The organism is uncultured Lutibacter sp., assembly GCF_947493565.1.
Taxonomy (GTDB): Bacteria; Bacteroidota; Bacteroidia; order Flavobacteriales; family Flavobacteriaceae; genus Lutibacter; species Lutibacter aestuarii.
Window position 1 is genome coordinate 201,597 of the sequence record NZ_CANLRG010000006.1, and the last position, 16,363, is coordinate 217,959.

Genomic DNA, 16,363 nt, shown 5'->3' on the forward strand with positions numbered 1-16,363 from the left:
GTTATTTAAGTAACTTTGTTAAAATTATAAATTACAAATGAACATAATCAAACTTAGTGCCATTGATTCTACAAATTCATACTTAAAAAAGTTAGCACAAAAAAGTGATTTAGATACTTTTACGGTTGTTGTTGCAGAACATCAAACTGAAGGGCGAGGTCAAATGGGAACTAACTGGGTTTCTGACTATGGTAAAAATCTAACATTCAGTATTTTAATAAAATTTAAAGAATTTGAAATTGCTTATCAATTTTATTTAAGTATGGCGGTTTCATTAGGTTTATTAGAGGTGTTAAAAAAACGAGTTGATGTGTCATTGTTTATTAAGTGGCCAAACGACATATTGGCAGAAAACGACAAAGTAGCTGGAATTTTAATTGAAAATGTGTTAAAGGGAAATTTTATTAGGCAATCTATTATTGGTATGGGAATTAATTTAAATCAAGAATCATTTCCAAAAGACATTGAAAATGTGACTTCTTTAAAAAATATTTCTGGAACTCATTTTAATGCAGATCAATTATTAAATAAAATTGTAAACTCAATTAGCTATTATGTTCAATTTATTGAGAAAAAGGAGTTTGTATTTTTGAAAAAACGTTATATGAAAGCTCTGTATAAATTTCAAAAACCATCGATGTTTGTGGATGCTAACGATGAGTTATTTTTGGGTAAAATTATAGATGTTGAAGAAAGCGGGATGCTAATAATTGAATTGGAAAACGAAACAACTCGCAAATTTAGTTTAAAGGAAGTAAAATTTGCGAGCCGTTAAAATTATTTAAAATAAATGCTTAAATTTTTGAAGCATTGTCGGTTAATGTATCAATAAATTTTTGAAGTGGTCCTTTTACCATCATCGCCATCATTGGATTAAAATCACCTTCAAATAATAATTGTGCTTCACAAGAACTTTCAGTTACTTCGGTAATTGTAGCTGTAAGTGAAAAGTTTAATTTACTACTTGCCGCTCCTAAAACAATTTTGTCAAATTCTTGTTTTTCTTTGATAACTAGTCTAATTTCCGGCATTCCTTTTAAACCAAAAATAAAGGAATCTCCATCCACTTCAAATTTAGTTTTATTTTCAGGCATTAGCTGTTCAAAATTTTCAAGATTGGTTAAAAAATTGAAAAAATCTTTTTGAGATCTTGGGATGATAGTTTTTTTAGTTTCTAAGTTCATAACGTTATTTTATTGATTCCATTTGCTTGGATTTTCTCTCCAGTTTTTAAGTGTTTCTAACTCACTAGATGATATGTAATTGCTATCTAAAGCTTGCTCAAGTAAATATTCATAATCACTTAATGTAGTTAAATTTACGTTGGCATTTTCAAAATTTTCATCAGCAATTTTAAAGCCATAATTAAAAATGGCCACCATTCCTTTTACATTAGCACCTTCTTCTTTTAATGCTTTTACGGCATTTAAACTGCTTTTACCAGTACTAATTAAATCTTCAATAACAACAACATTTTTACCTTTTTCTAAAAAACCTTCGACTTGATTTTTTCTACCATGACTTTTAGGTTCAGGTCTAACATATACAAAAGGTAAGTTTAAATGTTGTGCAACTAAAACTCCAATAGCAATAGCACCAGTAGCAACACCAGCTATTACATCGGGTTTACCATATTCTTTTTCAATAATATTCGCCAAATTTTCTCTTAGATAATTTCTTATTTTAGGAAAAGAAAGCGTTGTTCTATTATCGCAATATATAGGCGATTTCCATCCAGAAGCCCAAGTAAATGGGTCGTTTGGTTGTAGCTTGATAGCTTTTATTTGTAATAAAAGTTCAGCAGTTTTTTTTGCAGTATCTTTGCTCATAATCATAATGCAAATGTATAAAGTTTTTGTGAATGACTGTCCAATATTTTTGACAGAAAATAATAATATTTCAACAAACTATAAGAAGGTAAAGTTTAATCTTACTGAAATTAAATCAATTATAAATGATTTATTTCAAAAGAAATTATCAGGTATTTATTTAATATGTGATCATTTAGAAAATGATTGGAAACAGTTTCAATCGTTGTTTAAAATTCAAAAAGCCGCAGGAGGAAAGGTGTTAAACATAGAAAATGAAGTGTTGTTTATTTACAGATTGAATAAATGGGATTTGCCAAAAGGAAAATTAGAAAAAGGCGAATCTATTGAACAATGCGCTATTAGAGAAGTTGAGGAAGAATGTGGAATTTCTAAGCTTACAATACAAAATCCATTAGAAACTACTTATCACATTTTTGAACGAAAAAATAAGACAATTTTAAAAATTACGTATTGGTTTTTAATGAGAACCAGTTTTACAGGAGAACTTACCCCTCAAACTGAAGAAGGAATTAAAAAAGTAATTTTTAAAAATAAAGTAGCAGTTAATGCTGCATTACATAATACTTATGAGAATATTAAGTTGTTGTTTTAAGTTGGTTTAAATTACCTTTTTGATTATTAAGTAATAAATAGTTAAAAACTTAGCTAAATTTAATTCATTACCTTTGCCGCTTTTTGAAAATTAAAATTATGACTGAATTTATTGAGAAAAGAGTATCAAATGTAAGAAATGATGTTTTATCTGGAATAACAGTAGCTTTGGCTTTGGTTCCAGAGGCTGTAGCGTTTGCATTTGTTGCAGGAGTTGACCCATTAGTTGGTTTATATGCTGCCTTTATGGTGGGTTTAATTACTTCAATTTTTGGTGGTCGTCCAGGAATGATTTCAGGTGCTACAGGTGCTTTGGCGGTAGTGATGGTAACTTTAGTTTCAGAAGGAAATGCTCTAGGAGAGCCCGGAGAAAATTTAGGTTTATATTATCTGTTTGCCACAGTTATATTGATGGGAATAATTCAAATTTTAGCAGGTGTTTTAAAGTTAGGTAAATTTGTCCGTTTAATTCCACATCCAGTAATGATGGGTTTTGTTAATGGTTTAGCTATTGTAATTTTCATTTCTCAATTGGGGATGTTTCAAAAAACAATTGAAGGCGAAAAGACTTGGTTGCAAGGAAGTCAACTGTATTTAATGATTGGGCTAGTAGCTTTAACAATGTTTATAATGTGGGGATTGCCAAAAATTAGGCAAGCTAAAAAATTACCTGAAGCATTAATAGCAATTTTAGTAGTTAGTACCATAGCTATTCTATTAAAATTTGATGTCGCTACTGTAGGTTCTTTTATAAGAGATGGTGGAGGAACAGGATTAAAAGGAGGCTTTCCAACATTGAAATTAGAAACCTTTTCTAAAATTCCATTTACTTGGGATTCTATTGTTTTCATTTTTCCTTATGCTTTAATTTTAGCAGCTATTGGATTGATTGAATCTCTTATGACTCTAAATTTAATTGATGATTTAACCGAAACAAGAGGAAATGGAAATAAAGAGTGTGTAGCACAAGGAAGTGCAAATATAGTTACTGGATTGTTTGGAGGTATGGGAGGTTGTGCCATGATTGGTCAATCAATTATCAATATTAAAGGTGGTGGAAGAGGAAGGCTTTCAGGGATTGTAGCTGCCGTGATGTTGCTGTTGTTTATTTTATTTGGAGCTGAATATATTGAGCAAATTCCGATTGCGGCTTTGGTTGGAGTAATGTTTATGGTTGTTATTGGCACATTTGCTTGGAGTAGTTTTAGAATTATAAATAAAATTCCTAAAACAGATTTATTTGTTCTTATTTTGGTATCAACATTAACTGTGATTTTTGATTTAGCGATTGCTGTAATTGCAGGGGTAATTGTTAGTGCATTGGTTTTCTCTTGGGAAAATGCCACAAGAATTAGGGCGCGAAAAAGAATGAAAGATGATGGTACAAAAATTTATGAAATATGGGGTCCTTTATTTTTCGGATCAATTTCTGCATTTAATGAAAAGTTTGATGTAAAAAATGACCCAGACGTTGTTGAAATAGATTTTATTGAATCTCGTGTAAGTGATCATTCAGCATTAGAAGCTATTTTTAATTTGGTTGAAAAATATGAAACAGCTGGCAAAAAAATTCATTTAAAACATTTGAGCGAGGAATGTAAAGAATTGTTGTATAAATCCAATCCAAAATTTCAAGAAGTTATTGAAGAAGCAGTTGACGATCCCCGTTACCATTTAGCAGCAAATCCAGAAAAATTTACAAAAGGACTATTTGAAAAATAAGTTATTATTTAAGTGTTTTTAAAAAAGAAACCCATTCTTTTTTTGTATTTAAATTTAAAATAATTGCCCTATCAGAAACATTTACAATTGTAATTTTGGTAGGGCTTACTTTTTTTAGTTGAAAATCTAATCTAGCGTTTTTATCTTTAGTATTTATAGTTAAAAAATTATTCCAAATTCGAGAACTTATTTTTATTGGGTGTCCATTTTTGCCTTCAAAATTTGGAAATACAACCTCATTTTTTTCAGAAATAAGTTTAGCCAACTCTTCTGAATTTAATAGGGGAGTGTCAATTGGGTTTATTAAAATAGTTGTCTGCTTTGGAATAGCTTTTAAAACGGTTTGAAGCGTAGAAAATGAACCTAAATCAGGGTTTTTATTGATTACAGTTTTTACGTTTAATCCTTGAAATTCGAAGGTTTTTTTTTGTGCAATTTTAAGCCAAGGAATGGCTGAGAAATAGTGGTCATAATAATAACCCAGACCTATATATACTTCTTTTATAGAAATTTTTGAAATTCTGTTTAGTTGTTCTAATATCCAAAAAGTTTGTTGATATTTTAGTAATCCTTTTGCAACACCCATTCTTTCAGATTTCCCTCCAGCTAATAAAATAAAAGCCTTCTTATTTTCCATAATGAATTTTTAACAACTCAGCAGCAACACTAATTGCAATTTCTTTGGGTGAATTTCCTCCTAAGTCTAAACCAATAGGGCAGTTTACAGGTGAAATTCCCGTTTTGAAACTTAATTCATTTTTAAGCATATTATTAAATTTGTTCTTTTTGGTTTTACTTCCAATTAAACCAATATATTTGGTTTTGCTATCTAGGGCTAGCGCAGTAATTTCAAAATCTAATTTATGATCGTGAGTCATAATAACTATATAACAGTTGTCACCCCAATTAACAGTGTGTTTGTATAAGTCAAAATCCACATTAGAAAATGTAATACTTTGGTCAAGACTTAAAGTTTCTTGCCAATTTTTGCGAATATCTAAAAGCGTAATATTGAATGGCGTGTCTTTTAGAATTTTACATAATTCCACACCAATATGACCTGCTCCAAATAAGTACAACTCAGGTTGTTGATTCATAGGTTCTATAATTAATTCAACTTTTCCACCACAGCACTGTTCAAATTCAGGTCCTAATGTATATGAAAATTCTTTAATTTTATTTTCAGTAATAGCAGTAATAGCTTCATCAATTACTTGAAATTCAAGTTTTCCTCCACCAATAGTTCCAAAAATATCTTTTTTTTCTGTTACAATCATTTTAGATGCAACTTTACAAGGAGCTGATCCTAAAATTTTTGTTACAGTAACCAGTGCAATAGGTTGTTTTTTATGTTTAAATTCAGAAAGTAATTCAATCCAATTGTTATTCATTAAGGTTTTAATTAATGTGTATGTTTTATGTAATTAGACCAAATCATAATCAGCTAAAGGTAAGTTATAACAGCGTTTCCCTGTAAGTTTATAAATGGCATTTATAATTGCTGGAGCAATTACAGGCACACCAGGTTCACCAACACCTGTCGGTTTTTCAGAACTATCTACAATTTCAACATGAACCTTAGGAATTTCATTCATTCGAATCATTTTATAATCGTTATAATTATTTTGCTCGATAGCTCCATTTTTAGCTGTTATTTTACCATAATAAGCTAAAGACATTCCAAAAATGGCAGCTCCTTCCATCTGAGAGGTGATAGTATTTTTATTAACTGCAGTTCCGCAATCTATAGCGGTATATACATTATGAACTTTAACTTTATTGTTTTTCATTGAAACTTCTACAACGGAAGCAACATACGAATAAAAGCTATAATGTACTGCTAATCCATAAGCATGACCTTCGGGTAATTCTTTTCCCCATTCAGCATTTTTTGCGGCAATTTTCAAAACATTTTTTAAACGAGCAGTGTCATATTTTATAGGATCTTGAGTGTCTTCAATTCGGTTTTTACCAATTAAATTTAATCGAAACTCTAAAGGATCTTTGTTAGCAGCATAAGCTAATTCATCAGCAAATACATTGATTGAAAAACCGTGAGGAATATTGATAACTGAACGCAGCCATCCAATACGAACATGAGCTGGGGCTTGTCCAATTTCAACTTTTAAATTATCAATTTCAAAAGGAACATTTGCAGCGCTTGAAATTTCAAAACCAGCAGCATAACCTACTCCAGGTTGAAATGTTGAAACAATAGAAGGCAATGCAAATCGATGTAGCCAGCCAGTTACTTTGCCATTTTTATCTAATGAAGCTTTCATATATTGAGCACTGGTGGTATGATAATAACCATGCTTGATATCGTCTTCACGAGTCCAAACAACTTGAACAGGTGCATTTAAGGCTTTGGAGGCTATTACTGCTTCAACAATGTAATCTGGTTTAGACTTTCTTCCAAATCCACCTCCTAAAAAGGTAACATTAATGGTTACTTTATCTTCTGTAGTTTCTAAATAATCTGTGATTTCTTTTCTTGTTGATTGTGGTGCTTGAGTTGGAGCCCAAACTTCACAAGTATCGCCTTGTACCCAAGCAACTGCATTTGGAACTTCCATTGGAGCATGTGCTAAGTGTGGTAATTGAAAAGTGCTTTCAATGGTTTTGTGAGCATTTTTAAAAGCATTATTTATATTTCCTTGATTTTTTCCAACTTTACCTTCTTTGTGAACATTTTGGGTAATTTGATTCATGTATTTTTCAGAATCATATTGTTGGTTTTCACCAAAATCCCACTCAATTTTTAAAGCTTCTTTACCTTTAAAAGCGGCCCAAGTATTTGTGGCTATTACCGCAACACCTCCAAGGGCACCAAAAGGTTTTTCAATTCGAGGGATTTCAATTACATCTTCTACACCAGAAACTTTTAAAGCAGCTGATTTATCAAACGATTTTACTTTTCCAAAAGTAACAGGGCAACGTGCAATAGCAACAAATTTCATGTGGGGCAAACGTTTATCAAGCCCAAAAATAGCACTGCCATTTGCGTATGCTTTAACATCAACTCCTTTTAAATGTTTGCCAATATATTTAAAATTTTTAGGATTCTTATAAGTTAAACTTTCATCTGAAGGAATTTCAAGAGTTTTTGCAATTTCAACTAAATCTCCAAAACCAATTTTTTTTCCACTTGTATGTATTATGAAATGATTCTCTGCAGAACATTCAACTTCTGGAACTTGCCATTTTTGTGCAGCAGCACTAATTAACATTGCTTTTGCAATTGCTCCCATTTTTCTCATAGGCTCATATAAATAACGAATGCTTCTTGAACCATCGGTATTTTGATCGCCATATTTTTTATCTCCAACGGCTTGTTGAACTTTAATTTTAGACCAATCAGCTTCCATTTCATCTGCAATTACCGATGGTAATGAAGTTCTAACTCCGTTGCCCATTTCAGAACGAGAGGCAATTAAAACAACACTTCCATCAGAATTTATTTGAACAAATAAATTTGGATTAAAATTGATTAAATTTTCTGGAGTTTTTTCTTTGTCAGAAAATACAGAAGTGTTACAAGCTAGTATTAATCCGCCAGAGGCTAAACCAATACTTTTAACAAAACTTCTTCGACTTACATTTTTTATAGGTTTCATAATTAGTTTTGTTTTTTAAGTTCAACTGTTCTGTGAATTGCTTTTTTTATGCGTTGATAGGTTCCGCATCTGCAGATATTTCCAATCATCGCTTCATCAATTTCATCATCAGTCGGATTGTCATTTTTATCAAGTAAAGCCGTTGCAGCTATTAATTGTCCTGGTTGGCAAAATCCACATTGAGGTACGTTTAATTCTCCCCAAGATTCTTGTAGTAATTGTAAGTTTTTTGATTCACCTTCAATAGTTGTAATATTTTGACCTTCAGCTACTGATACTGGAATCATACAAGATTGTACAGGAGAGTTGTTTAATAAAACTTTGCAAGACCCACAAACTCCAATACCACAACCATATTTTGTTCCTGTAAGTCCAATAATATCTCTAATTGCCCATAGTAAAGGCATTTCTGGAGAAACATCGATTTGGTGTTTTTCTCCATTTATTTGAAGTGTGATCATTTTATAAATTTAGTAGTTTAGTTTGAAACAACAAGATAAGAATATTTTTTGAAATTTATTAAGGAAGAAGTTGTTTAACAAGATTTTAACGGGCAATTGTAGGTGTTTATAGCTTTAAAGGTTAATCTTTTTTACTTCTCCAGGAATCATATTTTGTAGTTTAATATGTCCTATTCTTACTCGTACTAATCTCAGTGTTGGGAAACCAACAGCAGCAGTCATTTTTCGTACTTGTCTAAATTTGCCCTCCGTAATTGTAATCGAAATCCAGCTTGTTGGACCGTGCCTATCATCTCTAATTTTTTTATTCCTTTTTGGTAAAACAGGGTGTTCATTTAATTTAGAAACTTCACAGGGATTGGTTAAGTATTTTTTGCCTTCAACACTAATTTCAACTCCTTTTTTTAGCATTTCAATAGCTTTAGAAGTTATGTTGCCATCTACTTGTGCCAAGTATTCTTTTTCTATTTTACGACTCCTAATAAATTCACTGGTTTTTCCATTTGTGGTAAGTAGTAGTAACCCTTCTGATGGCTCATCCAATCTGCCAATTGCCATAATATTTTTTGGAAATGTATAAAATTCTCCTAACAACTTCTTTTTGTTTTTACTTACATCATTATTTGTAAATTGACTTAAATAGCCGTCAGGTTTATACATTGCAAAATGTTGATGTTTAAACTTGTCCATTTATAATTTGTAATACTAATTCTTTGGTAATTTTAGAGCCTGCAGCTTTTTTTTTGATGTCTTCAAAGCTAAAAAGAAAGTTGCAACCTTTTTTGTAATTACTACAACCATAAGCCGATTTTCCTTTCAATATTGTTCCTGTTTGACATTTTGGACAAGTTAGAGTGTCTGTTTTTTTTATCGTTTTCTTTTGTTCTAATTTAAGATTGAAGTTTTCATCAAAACGAATTAATCCATCAACGTTTCCTTCTTCAGTTTTAAAGCCTTTTAAATTAACAGTACATCCTTTTTGAATTAATCTAATGTATTGTTTTTCAGATATTTTTTTACCTAAATAATTAAAAGGAAGTTTTAAATTACATCCATTTTTGTAGTTGCTACAACCAAAAGCTGTAGAACCTTTTAAAATAGTTCCGGTAGTACATTTTGGGCAATTTTCAATAGTGATTCCTTTTTTCTTTTTAAGTTCTTTAGCCGAATTTTTATTATTTTTAGATGAGGTAGTAGCTGAAATATTTGCTCTAATAGTTTCTGAACGAACTTCATATACTAAATGGTCTACCATTTTTTTCATGTTTTTTATAAAAGTTCCAGCGTTAAAAGTTCCTTGTTCAATTTCTTTTAATCTTTTTTCCCATCTTCCTGTTAACTCGGCAGATTTTAATAATTCATTTTGAATAATATCAATTAATTGAATACCAGTAATTGTAGGTAAAATTTGTTTTTTGTTTCTAATAATGTATTTGCGTTTAAAAAGTGTTTCAATAATGTTTGCTCGGGTAGATGGACGTCCAATACCATTTTCTTTCATTAGTTCTCTCATTTCATCATCATCCACTTGTTTACCAGCAGTTTCCATAGCTCTTAAAAGAGTTGCTTCAGAAAAATGCTTAGGTGGCTTTGTTTCTTTTTCTAAAAAAGAAGGTTCATGATGTCCTTTTTCACCTTTGGTGAAAGTAGGAAGAATTCCAGATTCTTTTTTAGTATTTTCAGCTGTTTCAAAAACAATTCTCCAACCTTTTTTTACAATTTCTTTTCCAGTAGTTTTAAAAGTAACTTCAGCAGCTTGTCCTATTACAGCAGTGTTTGCAACTTTACAATCTTCATAAAAAACAGCAATAAAACGTTTGGTAATAATATCATATACTTGTTGTTGATTATATTGTAAATTAATTTGCACTCCAGTTGGGATAATTGCGTGATGATCGGTTACTTTTTTATCATCAAAAACTTTCGAAGATTTTCTAATTTTCTGGTTTAATAAAGGTTGAATTAGAGAACTGTAGTTGGTTAAATTTTTTAAAATTCCTAGAACCTTTGGATACAAATCATTTGGTAAAAAAGTGGTATCTACTCTTGGGTAGGTAACTACTTTTTGTTCGTATAATTTTTGAACAATTTTTAAGGTTTCATCTGCTGAAAATCCAAATTTATTATTACAATATACTTGTAATCCTGTTAAATCAAATAATTTTGGTGCATATTCTTTTCCAGCTTTTTTGGTTATTGAAACAATTTCAAAGTCACTTTCTTTTACTTTATTGGCTAAAACTTCTCCATCTCTCTTCTTTAAAAATCGACCCTCTTCACAGTTAAATAGTGTTTCTCTGTATAAGGTTTGAAGTTCCCAATAAGGCTGCGGCTTAAAATTTTCAATTTCTTTAAATCTATTGACAACCATGGCTAAAGTTGGGGTTTGTACTCTGCCAACCGACAGCACTTGTTTGTAACCACCATGTTTTACCGTGTATAATCGGGTAGCATTCATTCCTAATAACCAATCTCCAATGGCTCTAGAAAATCCGGCATAGTATAAATTATCATAATTTTTGGAAGGTTTCAAATTTTCAAACCCTTCTTTAATGGCTTCAGTAGTTAATGATGAAATCCATAAGCGTTGAACTTCTCCTTTATAATTAGCCTGATTAATAACCCAACGTTGAATAAGTTCTCCTTCTTGCCCAGCATCACCACAATTTATAATAACTTCAGCTTTATCAAATAAACTTTTAACAATGTTAAATTGTTTTTTGATACCATCATTTGTAACTACTTTGGTTTCAAACTTTTCAGGGAGCATTGGTAAATTATTCAAATCCCAACTTTTCCAATGTGGTTTATAATCATTCGGTTCAAAAAGTGTGCATAAATGCCCAAAAGTATAAGTTACAGCATAACCATTGCCTTCAAAATAACCTTCGCGTTTGGTATTGGCTCCTAATACAGAAGCTATTTCTCTTGCTACGCTTGGTTTTTCAGCTATACAAACTTTCATTTATTTTCTTTTTTTGAAGTGTTCAAATTACGTAATTTTAGGTGAATTTTAAAAGAGAATCAAGTTTTGGTTTTTTATTTTTATTAGCATTTATTAAAGTACCTTTGTAAATATAAATTTGATAATTATGAGAAATGAAATTAAAGAGATAAAACTTGGTTACGGATTAGGTGTACTTAAATTTGGAATGAGTAGGGCTGAGGTAAAATTGTTGTTAGGAGAGCCTTCATTTATTGATGCTTTTTCATATTCTGAAAGTTCAAAAGATTTAACGGAATCGTGGGAGTATGAAAATTTAAAAATTTCTTTAGGTTTTGATGAAGAAGAACAATGGAAATTAACCATGATTTCTGTTGCTTCTAATTTTTATCAATTAGAAGGGAAATCTTTGATTGGTTTACAAGAAAGTGAACTATTGAATCAATTAACTGATTTAAATTTTGAAGATGTTGATGTAGAAGATTGCTCTGAAAGTGATGATGAAAATCACCAAGTAATAGAAATAGAAGAAAAATCGATTAATTTTTGGTTAACTAATGGTGTTTTGGATGAAATACAGTGGTCACCACTTTTTATTGACGATGATACTATTAAATGGCCTGAATAAAAAATGATTTTTTATTAATATCGAATTTAATAACTAATATAAGTTGATTATGAGACCTTTTCATTATGCTTTTAAAGTAAAAGATATCGCATCTACCAAAAAATTTTACCTAGATATTTTAGGGTGTAAACAAGGTAGATATACAGAAAACTGGATAGATTTTGATTTTTTTGGAAATCAACTATCAGCTCATGTCAATAGGAATATTCCAAAACTGGATTATTGTGGAACAGTAGATGGAGTTAAAGTGCCAATACCTCATTTTGGATGTATTTTAACATTAGAAGAATTTGAAAATATAAAGCAAAGTTTAACGACTGCAAATTGTAAATTTATTGTAAAACCACAACTTAGGTATAAAGATTCAAAAGGTGAACAATATACAATGTTTACTGAGGATTTTAGTGGAAACCCAATAGAATTTAAAGCATTTAAAAACGAAAACGAAATTTTTGATTGATCTTTTTACCACCAAACCACAAAAAACTTTTCAGTGTTGCCATTTGGATGTTTTAACCAGCAAAGTGGAGCAGTTTTTTGTTGAATCAATATTTCAATTTTATGTAAAAATGGTTCATAGGTTAACCATCTAATAGGTACTCTAATTTCTTGTAACCAATTTAATTTTGTTGGAATATAGAACTTACAATCGTTGAATTGTGAAAGTTGATTATAATGAATATAAAAGCCTTTCACGCACTCTTTATTTAATAAATTAAACTTTGGTTTTTCTTTATTATAGGGGGTAAATAATTGAGCTTTAAAAAGAACTTGTTGATGAATGGTGGCAATATCTATATTTAGTTTTTTTAATAATGGTTTTGTAAATGAACTAAATAAAATAGGTAATTGTTTTTCTTTTAATTTGTTGAGTTTAGCAACTAAACTATCTTTTCTATTAGGTCCAATCCAATGTTCTATTTCGTTTTTACCAACGGTTTTATCATATAAATAAAATTTGTAAATGACTTCTAAATGAACAGGGGTGTTATTTTGCAGCAAAATACAATCGAGTTCACCTAAAGTTGTTTTATTGTTTTGTATTTGGGCATTTTCAATTAAAATTTTACAAGAATCAGTTTGATTTAAAACGAAGCTCACAAAACTTTCAACTCTTTTACCTAAACGTTGATTTTTTAAAATGTTTCCATTAAAGGGTAAGGTGTTTTTCAACTCAAATTTAAATTGTTTTAAGGTGTAAACGCTGGTAGTTGTCCAAAGTTTAGGAGTATTCAAAAAACCTTCAAATTGTAATTGAATTTCTTTGCTATTCAAACTCATAATCAAATGAATTAAAACACTTTATAAATTGGTAATTTTAAATGTGCCGATTCATAATAAGGAGAATGTTTATAGATGAAATCTAATTGAGCTTTTGAATTATTTGCAAAGTTTTCATCAGTTGCTATTTTTTTCTCAAGCTCAATTTTTACAGTAGGGTTTTTTAATAAAAATTGTTCTGCAATATCTTCAAAAACATAAGCGGAATAGCCTTCTTTTTGTTGTAAAATGCTATCAAAAAAGTTCCAATTAAAAAACGAATCTGTTGCTGAAGCTTCTAATGTTTCTATAATATATCTCGCTCCAAATTGATTTACCGGAATGTAAATATCTCCTTTATTAAATTTAACTTCTTTTAAAGTAGTTGTTACTAAGGTGTTGTAGTGTGGATAATGTCCTTCGTATGCATTAGATCTTGTTTTGTAGTCTTTAATATGTTGCTCTTCAACATTTATAATTGTATCCTTATCAACTATTGTGTATTTAATATTGTTGTCATTTAATCGTTCTAAAACTTTCCACCAACCTTGTTTTAAAATATATGCTTTAGGAATGTTTATCTCTTTTACAACTTTAAACTGATTGTAATAATTAATATTTTTAGTATAAGGCTTTGTTCGGTCGTAAAAAAGTCTTTTTCCAGTTGTTACCTTACTGTCAATATAACTTCCTTCATATCCTTTAAATTGAAGAATAGAACAGGTGTCTTTAACTACTTCATAGGCTATAGGATATGTGTTGCTTTTTAAAATGTTATCTACAGCATTTTTACGAAGTTGTTTTATTTTTTTGCCATTATTTATAGTGAAATCAATCATACTTTCCAACAAACCATATGTTTGCTCAACACGTTGTTTGTAGGGTTTTAGCATATGTGTTTCTATCATCATTCCTAGAGTATTGAATAGTGTTGTGTATCCACTGGAATAGCGTGGAGAGTCAAAAAATTGACTAAAACCAATTTCAGGAGTTGCACCCCATACATTTACATAAGGTGTTATAATAATATCTTTTTGAAGTAAATCAGCTTCAATACTAGGGCGCATTGTGTTTTCAATAAAATCACCTAAATCATTACCTAATTTATTGTGTTGAGTAAATAAATGGGTAATTGTATATTGATAATCGGCTCCGTTACTTACATGGTTGTCAATAAAAATATCGGGATTTACCAGATGAAATAATTGAGCAAATGTACGTGCATTTTTGGTGTCAGCTTTTATAAAATCTCTATTTAAATCAAAATTTCTTGCATTCCCTCTGAATCCATATTCTTTTGGGCCATTTTGATTGGCTCTAGAAGAGCTATTTCTATTAAGCGCTCCACCAACATTATAAATAGGAATGATTGCTAAAACAATATGTTCTAACTGTTTTATTTTAGTAGGATTTTTAACGATATCTCTTAGCAACATCATAGAAGCGTCCACTCCATCAGATTCTCCAGGGTGTATTGCGTTATTAATAAGAATTACATTTTTGTTTCCTTCATTAATTTTTTCAAAGTTAAACTCTTTTGAACTATTAAATACAACTAAATGTAATGGTTTTCCACTATCTGTTACTCCTATTTCTTGAATGGAAATTTCAGGGAATTCTTGAGCTAATTTTTTAAAATAAGAAATAGTTTCTTCATAAGTTGTTGTTTCTAATCCTTCTGATTTTTCAAATTTTGTAGTAAAATCAACTGTAGTTTTGTTGGGTTTACTACAAGAAGTTATAATAATTATGAGTACTAAGTAAAAGTGTTTTTTCATAAGAAGTTTCACTATTTTTTGTAAACGCTTTCAGGTACAAAGCCTGTTATGTCTCCACCATGTCTAAATACGTCTCTAACAATACTTGAACTAATAAATGCGGTATCTGCGGATGTTAACAAAAATACAGTTTCAATATTAGATAATTTTCTGTTGGTTTGAGCTATGGCTTTTTCAAATTCAAAATCAGCAGGGTTTCTCAACCCTCTTAAAATAAAATCTACAGCCTTTTTTTTGCAAAAATCGGTGGTTAAACCAGAGTAAGTAAGTACTTTAATTTTTGATTCCGTTTTATAATTTTCTTTTATAAAATTTACTCGTTCTTCTAGAGTAAACATATATTTTTTATCTGAATTAATTCCAATAGCAATAATAATTTCATCAAATAAAGGCAATGCTCTATTAACAATATCAACGTGACCTAATGTAATTGGATCAAAAGACCCTGGAAAAATTGCTCTTCTCATAATTAGTTTTTTAAGGCCATTTCAATGGCGTTATCAAAAAGTTCTTGTAAACCAATACCTTCTTCTGCCGCTTGTTGAGGTATGATACTAGCAGCAGTGAGTCCTGGAACTGTATTCATTTCTAAAAAGTAAGGTTCTTCATTTACAATAATATATTCTGAACGTGAAAAACCACTCATATTTAAAATTTTATAAACTTTTGTAGCAATTTTTTCTAATTTTTTATGGAGTTCATTTGAAATACGAGCCGGGGTAATTTCTTGAGACTTTCCTAAATACTTTGCTTCATAATCAAAAAAATCATTTTCTGAAACTATTTCGGTCATTGGAAGTACTTTTATGGTATTATGATAGTTTAAAACGCCAATAGTAATTTCAGTTCCATCTAAAAATTCTTCAATTAAAATTTGGGAATCTTCGGTAAAAGCTTTTTCGATTGCTGGGATAACTTCATTTTGATGTTTCACTTTAGAAATTCCAAAGCTTGAACCCGCTTTATTAGGCTTAACAAAACAAGGTAAGCCTACTTTTTTTATTATTTTACCTACATCAATGGTTTCACCTTTATCTAAGTAATAAGAAGTAGCAGTTTTAACTCCATATTGTTTAACAACGCTTAAGCAGTCACGTTTGTTAAAGGTTAATGCCATTTGATAAAATGGGGCAGAAGTATGTTTTATTCCAAGTAAGTCAAAGTATGCCAAAATAGTTCCATCTTCACCTGGGTGTCCATGTATGACATTAAAAACTAAATCAAAATGTATTGTTTTGTTATTGATTATGGTAGAAAAATCATGTTTATTAATAGCATACTCTTTTCCATTATCATCAACTACTATCCATTTATTTTTTAAGATATGAACTTTATATGTATTGTATTTTTCTTTAGAAATATGTTGATAAACAACAGCTCCGCTTTCTAGTGAAATATTTACTTCAGAGGAGTAACCACCCATAATAATGGCAATATTTTTTTTCATTTTAAGTTTATTATTTGAGTATAGTTACAAACTTACATAAATATAGTTAATAGTTTAAGTGCAAAAATTAAGAAAATTTAAGT

The 16,363-nt window shown here is 30.0% G+C and carries 17 protein-coding genes; 5 read left to right on the top strand and 12 right to left on the bottom strand.

Annotated features, from left to right (window positions below; genetic code table 11):
- Positions 1-37 precede the first annotated feature (37 nt).
- Positions 38-775 carry a biotin--[acetyl-CoA-carboxylase] ligase gene (locus Q0714_RS09445; protein WP_298264480.1) on the top strand — a complete coding sequence of 246 codons (738 nt, stop codon included), beginning with the start codon at positions 38-40 and terminating at the stop codon, positions 773-775.
- Between the two features lie 19 nt (positions 776-794).
- Here Q0714_RS09445 and Q0714_RS09450 read toward each other — a convergent pair whose 3' ends face one another.
- Together Q0714_RS09450 and pyrE are read right to left on the bottom strand one after the other, a co-directional pair.
- On the bottom strand, positions 795-1,184 hold the full coding sequence (locus Q0714_RS09450; protein ID WP_298264481.1) for an SRPBCC family protein: 390 nt from the start codon (positions 1,182-1,184) through the stop codon (positions 795-797).
- Positions 1,185-1,193: 9 nt separating this feature from the next.
- Positions 1,194-1,835 carry an orotate phosphoribosyltransferase gene (pyrE, locus tag Q0714_RS09455; RefSeq protein ID WP_298264483.1) on the bottom strand — a complete coding sequence of 214 codons (642 nt, stop codon included), beginning with the start codon at positions 1,833-1,835 and terminating at the stop codon, positions 1,194-1,196.
- 7 nt (positions 1,836-1,842) lie between these two features.
- Here pyrE and Q0714_RS09460 point away from each other — a divergent pair, with 7 nt between their 5' ends.
- Together Q0714_RS09460 and Q0714_RS09465 are read left to right on the top strand one after the other, a co-directional pair.
- On the top strand, positions 1,843-2,424 hold the full coding sequence (locus Q0714_RS09460) for an NUDIX domain-containing protein (RefSeq protein WP_298264485.1): 582 nt from the start codon (positions 1,843-1,845) through the stop codon (positions 2,422-2,424).
- A gap of 98 nt (positions 2,425-2,522) precedes the next feature.
- Positions 2,523-4,145, top strand: coding sequence for a SulP family inorganic anion transporter (locus Q0714_RS09465; RefSeq protein ID WP_298264486.1), 1,623 nt, complete (start codon positions 2,523-2,525; stop codon positions 4,143-4,145).
- Between the two features lie 4 nt (positions 4,146-4,149).
- On the opposite strand, the gene Q0714_RS09470 is transcribed toward Q0714_RS09465, so the two are convergent.
- From Q0714_RS09470 to Q0714_RS09495, 6 genes are all read right to left on the bottom strand, one after another.
- Complete coding sequence (locus Q0714_RS09470) at positions 4,150-4,782, bottom strand: NTP transferase domain-containing protein (RefSeq protein ID WP_298264487.1); 633 nt, start codon at positions 4,780-4,782, stop codon at positions 4,150-4,152.
- Positions 4,772-5,536: a xanthine dehydrogenase accessory protein XdhC gene (xdhC, locus tag Q0714_RS09475; RefSeq protein ID WP_298264488.1), complete on the bottom strand. Its 765-nt coding sequence runs from the start codon at positions 5,534-5,536 to the stop codon at positions 4,772-4,774. The genes Q0714_RS09470 and xdhC overlap by 11 nt, the downstream gene beginning before the upstream one ends.
- Positions 5,537-5,569: 33 nt before the next feature.
- Complete coding sequence (locus Q0714_RS09480; RefSeq protein WP_298264489.1) at positions 5,570-7,762, bottom strand: molybdopterin cofactor-binding domain-containing protein; 2,193 nt, start codon at positions 7,760-7,762, stop codon at positions 5,570-5,572.
- A gap of 2 nt (positions 7,763-7,764) precedes the next feature.
- On the bottom strand, positions 7,765-8,223 hold the full coding sequence (locus tag Q0714_RS09485) for a (2Fe-2S)-binding protein (RefSeq protein ID WP_298264490.1): 459 nt from the start codon (positions 8,221-8,223) through the stop codon (positions 7,765-7,767).
- A gap of 114 nt (positions 8,224-8,337) precedes the next feature.
- Positions 8,338-8,913, bottom strand: a complete 576-nt coding sequence (locus Q0714_RS09490; protein ID WP_298264491.1) for a pseudouridine synthase — start codon at positions 8,911-8,913, stop codon at positions 8,338-8,340.
- Positions 8,900-11,188 carry a type IA DNA topoisomerase gene (locus Q0714_RS09495; protein ID WP_298264492.1) on the bottom strand — a complete coding sequence of 763 codons (2,289 nt, stop codon included), beginning with the start codon at positions 11,186-11,188 and terminating at the stop codon, positions 8,900-8,902. Before Q0714_RS09495 ends, Q0714_RS09490 begins: the two co-directional genes overlap by 14 nt.
- Positions 11,189-11,315: 127 nt before the next feature.
- Here Q0714_RS09495 and Q0714_RS09500 point away from each other — a divergent pair, with 127 nt between their 5' ends.
- Both Q0714_RS09500 and Q0714_RS09505 read left to right on the top strand, forming a co-directional pair.
- Positions 11,316-11,795: a hypothetical protein gene (locus Q0714_RS09500; protein ID WP_298264493.1), complete on the top strand. Its 480-nt coding sequence runs from the start codon at positions 11,316-11,318 to the stop codon at positions 11,793-11,795.
- 49 nt (positions 11,796-11,844) lie between these two features.
- A complete protein-coding gene (locus Q0714_RS09505) occupies positions 11,845-12,255 on the top strand; it encodes a VOC family protein (protein ID WP_298264495.1) in 411 nt (136 codons plus the stop codon).
- 5 nt (positions 12,256-12,260) lie between these two features.
- On the opposite strand, the gene Q0714_RS09510 is transcribed toward Q0714_RS09505, so the two are convergent.
- From Q0714_RS09510 to Q0714_RS09525, 4 genes are read right to left on the bottom strand one after another with little or no spacing between them, the layout of a single operon-like run.
- Positions 12,261-13,076 carry a DUF1853 family protein gene (locus Q0714_RS09510; RefSeq protein ID WP_298264496.1) on the bottom strand — a complete coding sequence of 272 codons (816 nt, stop codon included), beginning with the start codon at positions 13,074-13,076 and terminating at the stop codon, positions 12,261-12,263.
- An 11-nt stretch (positions 13,077-13,087) separates the two neighbouring features.
- Positions 13,088-14,833, bottom strand: coding sequence for a M14 family metallopeptidase (locus Q0714_RS09515; protein WP_298264498.1), 1,746 nt, complete (start codon positions 14,831-14,833; stop codon positions 13,088-13,090).
- Positions 14,834-14,844: 11 nt separating this feature from the next.
- Positions 14,845-15,300: a pantetheine-phosphate adenylyltransferase gene (coaD, locus tag Q0714_RS09520; protein WP_298264500.1), complete on the bottom strand. Its 456-nt coding sequence runs from the start codon at positions 15,298-15,300 to the stop codon at positions 14,845-14,847.
- A gap of 2 nt (positions 15,301-15,302) precedes the next feature.
- Positions 15,303-16,280 carry a D-alanine--D-alanine ligase gene (locus Q0714_RS09525; protein ID WP_298264502.1) on the bottom strand — a complete coding sequence of 326 codons (978 nt, stop codon included), beginning with the start codon at positions 16,278-16,280 and terminating at the stop codon, positions 15,303-15,305.
- Positions 16,281-16,363 lie beyond the last annotated feature (83 nt).

Coding starts and splice junctions, on each gene's coding strand:
- Q0714_RS09445 (WP_298264480.1), top strand. CDS start 38: ATGAACATAATCAAACTTAGTGCCATTGATTCTACAAATTCATACTTA.
- Q0714_RS09450 (WP_298264481.1), bottom strand. CDS start 1,184: ATGAACTTAGAAACTAAAAAAACTATCATCCCAAGATCTCAAAAAGAT.
- pyrE (WP_298264483.1), bottom strand. CDS start 1,835: ATGATTATGAGCAAAGATACTGCAAAAAAAACTGCTGAACTTTTATTA.
- Q0714_RS09460 (WP_298264485.1), top strand. CDS start 1,843: ATGTATAAAGTTTTTGTGAATGACTGTCCAATATTTTTGACAGAAAAT.
- Q0714_RS09465 (WP_298264486.1), top strand. CDS start 2,523: ATGACTGAATTTATTGAGAAAAGAGTATCAAATGTAAGAAATGATGTT.
- Q0714_RS09470 (WP_298264487.1), bottom strand. CDS start 4,782: ATGGAAAATAAGAAGGCTTTTATTTTATTAGCTGGAGGGAAATCTGAA.
- xdhC (WP_298264488.1), bottom strand. CDS start 5,536: ATGAATAACAATTGGATTGAATTACTTTCTGAATTTAAACATAAAAAA.
- Q0714_RS09480 (WP_298264489.1), bottom strand. CDS start 7,762: ATGAAACCTATAAAAAATGTAAGTCGAAGAAGTTTTGTTAAAAGTATT.
- Q0714_RS09485 (WP_298264490.1), bottom strand. CDS start 8,223: ATGATCACACTTCAAATAAATGGAGAAAAACACCAAATCGATGTTTCT.
- Q0714_RS09490 (WP_298264491.1), bottom strand. CDS start 8,913: ATGGACAAGTTTAAACATCAACATTTTGCAATGTATAAACCTGACGGC.
- Q0714_RS09495 (WP_298264492.1), bottom strand. CDS start 11,188: ATGAAAGTTTGTATAGCTGAAAAACCAAGCGTAGCAAGAGAAATAGCT.
- Q0714_RS09500 (WP_298264493.1), top strand. CDS start 11,316: ATGAGAAATGAAATTAAAGAGATAAAACTTGGTTACGGATTAGGTGTA.
- Q0714_RS09505 (WP_298264495.1), top strand. CDS start 11,845: ATGAGACCTTTTCATTATGCTTTTAAAGTAAAAGATATCGCATCTACC.
- Q0714_RS09510 (WP_298264496.1), bottom strand. CDS start 13,076: ATGAGTTTGAATAGCAAAGAAATTCAATTACAATTTGAAGGTTTTTTG.
- Q0714_RS09515 (WP_298264498.1), bottom strand. CDS start 14,833: ATGAAAAAACACTTTTACTTAGTACTCATAATTATTATAACTTCTTGT.
- coaD (WP_298264500.1), bottom strand. CDS start 15,300: ATGAGAAGAGCAATTTTTCCAGGGTCTTTTGATCCAATTACATTAGGT.
- Q0714_RS09525 (WP_298264502.1), bottom strand. CDS start 16,280: ATGAAAAAAAATATTGCCATTATTATGGGTGGTTACTCCTCTGAAGTA.